Genomic DNA, 6,503 nt, shown 5'->3' on the forward strand with positions numbered 1-6,503 from the left:
TCCAGAGCCTTCCCCAAGGTAAAGAACCAAGAAATCAAATCGACAGAAAGGGCCTCTCGGGGCCCTTTCTCTGGCAACGGGTGGTACACTTTTGCTCCGGCCAACCGGTACACTTACTCTCCGCCCTTGACACCACTCCCTTTCTCTTCACTGACCTTCCGGCATCCAGTGTCGAGCAAGGCCTCGCGCTGGAACGCTGGATCTGGTCTTGTTTTGAAACATCTGCGTAGCCGATAAGCAACGCACAAATCTTCCCGAAGGTGGAAAACCCGCCTTTGAGCTTGAAGAAAAGCCAACGAACCGACTGAAGGAAGTTGCGCATCGGTCTCGAATTGTCTAGACTCCCTGCACGGTTACTGAGCCAGCACTTTGCGCTGCACCACAAGCTGATTCCTTTTTCCGGGCCACGTATAAGGTCACCGAAGGTTCCGGTGTGGCAACTTCGACAGCCTTAACTATTTCACATCCGGAACAACGTATCATTTCGAACAAAGAATTCTTATGAAACCAGTAAGAGTATGGATGAGTTCCACCTATATAATTATCATGTTTTACTTGGTCTGTGTACAATTTTTTTTGTAAATACAAGTCTATTCCATTGTGTTTTACAATTTTCGGTTCAATTTCAAATTTTGTACCCATGAGCGCCCGCAGGTCCTCACGCTCGCTGTACAGATCCGGATCAAAATAATGAGTCCATATCCCGACAGAGTCGGCTATGTTCAAAATATGACTCAATACAGAGACAGGGTCAGCCAGATGATAAAGAACGCCGCTGGCCAAACAGAAATCGTATTTTTTTGAACGCTTCTCCAAAAACAGGCTAAAGTCGCCATACAACAGATTCAATCGATCAAGCCTGAACAAATTTTTTATGATAAGACACTTGAGAAAGTTGAGTCTGTTCGACTCGATGGAGGTCACAGACGAAGCCCCCCGGTCCAGCATCATTTTGGAGTGGGCTGCCTCCATCGGTCCAAGCTCCAATATGTCCAGACCGGAAAACGAACCCAGATTCTTCTCAAATCCGAGTATTCGGTGATCGACAAGAAGCTTCATTTCTCCGGTAGCAAAATCCGGCAGCGCAAAGTCCGTCAACCAAGTATCTTTAAAAATTGTCAGGGCGTTCATTGTGGAAGGAAATTCACGTGAATAATACTCAAGGGCATTGATCTCCATCATATTCTCCGTTGGCTGTACAACCGCATCACTGGTTATGTTCATGAAAAAACGCCACCACTACAGGTGTGGGGACGGGTTGCGACGCAAGCTTGGGCATTTTTGCATAGCGATCTTCAGACAAAGACAAGGGCTCCTTTTCAATTGCGAATGTGGAGCCGGCGTCGTGATTTCCTGAGCAGCGAAGGCTTTGTCGTCCGACCCGGTAAAAAACAGTCTTGGCGCCAAGCTGCCACCCAAATCTTGCGTTACCCCGGCGCAGGGAGAGCCTCAGCGTCGGCAAGCCCGGGCGTGTCGGTTAGCGGAGTGTATCGCAAAATAACGCAAAATTCCCCTCTTCCATGGGGCGTATTGAATATACGATCGCAAGTAAAAGTTATTAATTTCAACTTGTTCAGTACGTCAACGATATAAACAAAATTATAGGGAGTAAACTTCCAAGTGTGAACATCAATATACCCATCACCGCTCGACAGATATTCATCTAGAGCCTTGTTGATAAGATCAAAGTGGTTTGGACTGGATGTTGGCACCAGGCCATGATCCCCTGCCCAGTGAAGGAGAGGATCGTTGTGCGTGGCAAATGCACGATGCTCTAAAACACTCGCGATAGAGTGTCTCTTTAATTGCCTGTCATAGGCATCAAGAACATCCGTAATTGACGTCTCCGGTAAATAGTAATCAAACATGAAACGTTTGTCAGGGATACATAAAAAGTATCGGCCGTTTGGCTGCAATATATTGGAAACGCTTTGCAAGTGACGAACAAGATCATATTGGTGCTCTATATTGTGGGAACTGGCAACAGCTTCGAATTTATCCTTTATGACAGTCAAGTCGCCATAGCTTGAAATGTAATGTATCGCTGACGGACAATTATTCGTTGCCAAGCCAAGCTGTTCAGCTCTCTGGCAAAGCAAGTCTGCTGACATAACGTCAAAATAATACGCATTTTCCCCACGCAGTTGCGGGTTGCAAAATGGACCAATTTCCAAAGCAGGTTTACTTAAGTTAACCAGATTGAAAAAATTTTCTTTTAAAGAGAACTCCGAGCTAAGTCTTCCTTCATTGATCCCATACATTTTAAAATGAGCTGTAAGCTGGTCGTCATTGAGTTCTGCTAGATCACTGTTTGCAGATTTGTAGTAGTTGATATCAATTTCAAAATTAATTTCTACTGTATTATACATTTATGCCATCCTGTCTGTCGGCAGTTTCGGGTGTTACAGATTCCCCTGTCGCAACAACGGTTACAGAAGAATTCGCTTCTGGGCTTTCAAGTCTCGAGACCAACCATGAAACGACGTGTTGAACGCCCCTTTGACCGGCTGAGACACGTCGAAGGACGTGATCATGTCGTTTGGGCAATTGGAAAGTCAACCCGGTTGCCGTCCAATTGTGGACACACCGCTTTGGCGACTGTCTCAGCCACGCAAGATAGCCTTAGAACCGGCGGCCGTCAAAAGTGGATTCTGCAGCAACGCGAAAAGCGGAATTGCCCCGCCCTACAAACAGGCGGTTGCCCTGCGTGAGTTCGGGCGCATCAAGCGCGCGCTGTTCGCGCTCGGCTGGGTACGGAACGGATTGCGGCCACCCAGAGAAAACCCGGAAGGCACCCCTCTCTAGGCTCAGCAGCGTGTTGCAAAAGTCGGCCAAATGACCGAGAATCCAGCCATCGCGCAGATGGAGACGAGTCAATGGGACTTGGTCGTCAGGGTGAGCAGCAGGGGACGCTGTATCTAACCTGGAATGAGATTCCCCGGTCTCGTGGGCACGCTTTTTACGATCGTCTCCAGCAGATTCTCCGGAAAGCCGGCTTTGATCCTTTCGCCGAGAAGTTGTGCAAGCCCTTCTATTCCGACAAGGGACGTCCCTCCATTCCGCCCGGCCGATATTTTCGGATGCACCTCGTGGGGTATTTCGAGGGCATCGACAGCGAGTGCGGCATAGAGGAGCGCTGCGCCAATTCGCTTTCCCTGAGGGATTTTCTCCAGCTTTCGCCCAAGAAATCTGTCCCGGATCATTCCTCGCTCAGCCGGACACGGTCTCGTCTGTCGCTGGCACTCACCAGAAGGTGTTCACCTGGGTTCTCAAGGCGATCAGCAAGGATGGCTTGGTCCCTAGGAGCCGGATTGGCGTGGACGCGTTGGAGTAGCCCCCAATTAGACCGGACACCCTAGTCAACCGTAAATCTCTCGTTGTTTGAGCTCGTAACTATTTGATTTTTAAAGCGATAAAGCGCGTAAAAGCAAGAAAGCAGCTAAAAGAGAAACATGCTTTGCGAAATCGGCCTCCGTGGCAACGATTCTGACCACCTCAATGACCTAGTTAAAACCAAACAGCCGGCCACAAGGGCACGGTGCACTCGAAAAGCCGTAGGAGCTTGGCCAAGCGGTCAGGCACACCCACGCGGGACCAGATACGGATGATTCTCGGAGAAAGGCAGCCACGGCCCGAAGCGGGCCTATCTGGGGGGTTCCCCCAGCCCCCCAAGAAAAAGAAAAGTCACAGGCAGTTAGGATCGGCGCACGGTTTCTCGCAGAGAAACCGTAAAGTGCGCTTGCCCTCTTTCGCGGGCAAGACCAGATCCGGTTTCAACCCGTCCGAGCTGAGGCGCCAGCCGAAGCCGGCAGGGCCGCACGAGTCTTCGAGGAGGCAGGTTCTTGAACCGCCCTCCTGAGTCACGACCCGCGCCCAGGAGCTTGACCGGATGGCCGGCCCGGGCTGGTGGTCCGAGCGATCCGCGCTCTTAAGGCTGGTTTTGCTTTCCATTGGGGCAGTCGGGGCAGCGGTTGGGTTTGTCCGGGGGAAGCATGAAAAACAGAACAGCCAGGGCAATGCCGAAAAATCCGATCAGGTTGTAAATCCAGGTTGCGCTCATTTTCCCAGCTTCCTTTTTCTCGGCCAGCACCAGCCACTCACGTAAGCCCTTTTGGCCCAGGCTCCAAGGTGTGAGTATCGGACCTTGGAAAGGCCAAAAGCATCGGAGGGAGCGACGAGTTCCCCGTCTATCCGGACCTATATACCTGCGGCGCTCTGGTAACATTGGATATTTTCATTTTTAGCTATGGTCCTAAAATAGGACCAATCCATATTTTACGCGGGTTTTGGACTTGATGAATTTTCGTTCCCACTTTGTCAACAAGAGTCTGTTAACAGATTCCAAAGCCGTGTTAACAAAACGTTAACAAATCCAGTATGGATAATAAATACGATAGAATTTTAGATCATCTTCCAAACAAAAAAGAGGAAGAAACAATGACCTACACATCACACTTTTTATAGGCGTCCTCTCGGCCATTTCGATTCTTGGACTCGTACCGGCGTTTCGGCTGCCGCTGACCTGCCGGCTTTCTCCGGACCAGTCAATTCTTGAGAGTGGCTCCCTGGGTTGAAGTGTTACCGACCATTCGAGCGTACGCTCCCGGCGTCATTTTGCCGAGGCTCGAGTGCGGACGCACCTCGTTATAGAGCTTGCGCCAGCCCTCGATGACCACTTTGGCTTCCATCCGGGACCGAAACCACTCCATGGAGAGGCAGGCATGACGGTTGCCGCAGTGTGCCGCCAGCATGGGATCTCCGACGCGACGTTTTACAAATGGCGGAGCAAATTCGGCGGGTTGGAAGTGACCGAGGCACGTCGGCTGCGAGGACTTGAGGAGGAAAACCAGCGCCTGAAACGGCTTGTGGCCGACTAGGCCTTGGACATAGGTTCTCAAAGAGGTCCTTGGAAAAAACGCGTAGAGCCCGCCGAACGCCGCTGGCCGTGCGTCATGCCGTTGAGGCGCATGGTTAACGGTCATATCGAAAGCTTTAACGGCCGGTTGAGAGATGAGTGCCTCAATGCTCAGACCTTCCGCTCGCTGGCCGAGGCCAAAAGGATCATCGAGGACTGGAGGAAGGATTACAACACCGTGCGCCCCCACAGCGCCCTTGCCGGGATGAGCCCGGAGGAATACCGAAGAGCCGTTAAGGGGGAAAACCCTGAAACCAAGAGTCCGAACTTATCCTTGGTGTACTCGATGGGGTAAGGTCAAGCGAAGCCCATGAAACAGACGGTGACAGCCCCCGAGCTATGTAAAGCCTTTGGATTGCCCGAGACGACGGTACGTCGATTCCTGCGAAGCTTCGAAGCCTTTTTCCCTGTGGTCTCCACGGGGAGGCCGGCTCGATATCGCATTGAGGCGGTGGAGGCTCTCCGCTTGGTTGTGGCCTGTCACGCCCAGGGGCAGACCCAGACAGATACCGAGGCGGCTTTGGCCAAAGAGGGGTTTGCTCGCGATGCTGAACCGACTGCGAAGGATCAACCACCAACCACCTGCCAAGAACTAACTCTTGATTTTTTTGGTGAATCCTTGGCTGGTCGTTTGGTTTCCGCCCTAGAGCGGCAGAACGCCCTTTTGGAGCGGCAGAACGAGCTTTTGGAGAACCTGGCCCGGGCCGGGGTGGCGCTGTCGGGAGAATCCCCCCCTATTCCGCTCCAGGAGGCCCCAGGAGGGCCAGAAGGGGCAGGAGCCACAGAACCCAGGACACGGCGGCCCCGGAAAACGCCTCAGGGGGCAATTTTCGGCCCTCCTGGTGGAAACGGCTTTTTGGGAGCTAGCCAGCCACCTGGAAAATTCCTACACACTTGGTAGAAATTCCTTTTGTGGAGTAGCCCCCATTTGGACCGGACACTCCCTTGAACCTAGGAGATAGGTCTAGAGGTATGTCCAGACAGAGTGCTAACGAGATTCCCACGGTCGAGGTGGTCAACATGGTCGAGCGCCGTCGTTGGCCGTTGGCGGAGAAACTGCGGATCGTGGAGGAATCGTCCCGGCCAGGGATGAGCGTTTCCTACGTGGCCCGCCAATACGGCGTTGCGCCAAGCCTCCTCTTCCACCGGAGGAAACTCATGAGCGAGGGCGGCAAGGTAGCGGTTCAGGCGGACGAAGAAGTGGTCAGTGCCTCTGAGAACCGCGCGCTCAAGAAGCGGGTCCGGGAGTTGGAACGACTCCTGGACAAGAAGACGATGGAAGTGGAAATCCTCAAGGAAGGCATCAAGATCGCGCGCGAAAAAAAACTGATCTCGCGCACGCCGTTGCCCTTCGAGGAGGATTCCCTGTGAAGCGGGTGGCAGAGGCGTTCGACGTGGCCCGTTCGCAGTTGTCCGAACGACTGGTGACCGGACCAAGAAACCGCTCTCCCCGTTATTCCAAGGCCCAGGACGAAGCCCTGCTGTCTTTGATCCGCGAGATCGTCGACGGGCGGCTAACTTACGGCTACCGGCGGGTGTGCGCCCTCCTGAACCGGCGTCTCGTGAAACTAAGGCAAGCACGGGTAAG

At 52.6% G+C, this 6,503-nt stretch carries 7 protein-coding genes and 3 pseudogenes; 6 read left to right on the forward strand and 4 right to left on the reverse strand.

Annotation, left to right across the window (positions count from 1 at the left end; translation table 11 throughout):
• A partial coding sequence (locus DVDV_RS23040; protein ID WP_217694155.1) for a hypothetical protein occupies positions 1–230 on the forward strand: 230 nt, incomplete at its 5' end.
• A 106-nt stretch (positions 231–336) separates the two neighbouring features.
• Here DVDV_RS23040 and DVDV_RS21165 read toward each other — a convergent pair.
• Complete coding sequence (locus tag DVDV_RS21165) at positions 337–1,182, reverse strand: class I SAM-dependent methyltransferase (protein ID WP_139311707.1); 846 nt, start codon at positions 1,180–1,182, stop codon at positions 337–339.
• A gap of 245 nt (positions 1,183–1,427) precedes the next feature.
• Positions 1,428–2,369, reverse strand: coding sequence for a hypothetical protein (locus tag DVDV_RS22575; protein WP_139311708.1), 942 nt, complete (start codon positions 2,367–2,369; stop codon positions 1,428–1,430).
• Positions 2,370–3,080: 711 nt separating this feature from the next.
• Between DVDV_RS22575 and DVDV_RS23660 the strand changes: the two genes are divergently transcribed.
• Positions 3,081–3,359, forward strand: a complete 279-nt coding sequence (locus DVDV_RS23660; RefSeq protein ID WP_254845485.1) for a transposase — start codon at positions 3,081–3,083, stop codon at positions 3,357–3,359.
• A 569-nt stretch (positions 3,360–3,928) separates the two neighbouring features.
• Here the strand turns inward: DVDV_RS23660 and DVDV_RS23840 are convergent.
• Both DVDV_RS23840 and DVDV_RS21180 read right to left on the reverse strand, forming a co-directional pair.
• On the reverse strand, positions 3,929–4,060 hold the full coding sequence (locus tag DVDV_RS23840) for a hypothetical protein (protein ID WP_303046341.1): 132 nt from the start codon (positions 4,058–4,060) through the stop codon (positions 3,929–3,931).
• 484 nt (positions 4,061–4,544) lie between these two features.
• Positions 4,545–4,718, reverse strand: a pseudogene (locus DVDV_RS21180) (integrase core domain-containing protein); the annotation flags it as partial.
• Positions 4,719–4,721: 3 nt separating this feature from the next.
• Between DVDV_RS21180 and DVDV_RS23665 the strand changes: the two are divergent.
• The 4 genes and pseudogenes from DVDV_RS23665 to DVDV_RS21930 form a co-directional block, all read left to right on the forward strand.
• Positions 4,722–4,874 (forward strand): annotated as a pseudogene (locus DVDV_RS23665) (transposase); the annotation flags it as partial.
• 78 nt (positions 4,875–4,952) lie between these two features.
• Positions 4,953–5,210 carry a transposase gene (locus DVDV_RS23670; protein WP_368482931.1) on the forward strand — a complete coding sequence of 86 codons (258 nt, stop codon included), beginning with the start codon at positions 4,953–4,955 and terminating at the stop codon, positions 5,208–5,210.
• Positions 5,211–5,225: 15 nt separating this feature from the next.
• Entirely contained in the window at positions 5,226–5,816 is a 591-nt protein-coding gene (locus DVDV_RS23985; RefSeq protein WP_083634862.1) for a MerR family transcriptional regulator, read from the forward strand.
• 71 nt (positions 5,817–5,887) lie between these two features.
• Positions 5,888–6,503, forward strand: a pseudogene (locus DVDV_RS21930) (transposase); the annotation flags it as partial.

Source organism: Desulfovibrio sp. DV, from assembly GCF_001936595.1.
In the GTDB taxonomy this organism is placed as follows: domain Bacteria; phylum Desulfobacterota; class Desulfovibrionia; order Desulfovibrionales; family Desulfovibrionaceae; genus Solidesulfovibrio.

Coding starts and splice junctions, on each gene's coding strand:
- DVDV_RS21165 (WP_139311707.1), bottom strand. CDS start 1,182: ATGATGGAGATCAATGCCCTTGAGTATTATTCACGTGAATTTCCTTCC.
- DVDV_RS22575 (WP_139311708.1), bottom strand. CDS start 2,369: ATGTATAATACAGTAGAAATTAATTTTGAAATTGATATCAACTACTAC.
- DVDV_RS23660 (WP_254845485.1), top strand. CDS start 3,081: ATGCACCTCGTGGGGTATTTCGAGGGCATCGACAGCGAGTGCGGCATA.
- DVDV_RS23840 (WP_303046341.1), bottom strand. CDS start 4,060: ATGAGCGCAACCTGGATTTACAACCTGATCGGATTTTTCGGCATTGCC.
- DVDV_RS23670 (WP_368482931.1), top strand. CDS start 4,953: ATGCCGTTGAGGCGCATGGTTAACGGTCATATCGAAAGCTTTAACGGC.
- DVDV_RS23985 (WP_083634862.1), top strand. CDS start 5,226: ATGAAACAGACGGTGACAGCCCCCGAGCTATGTAAAGCCTTTGGATTG.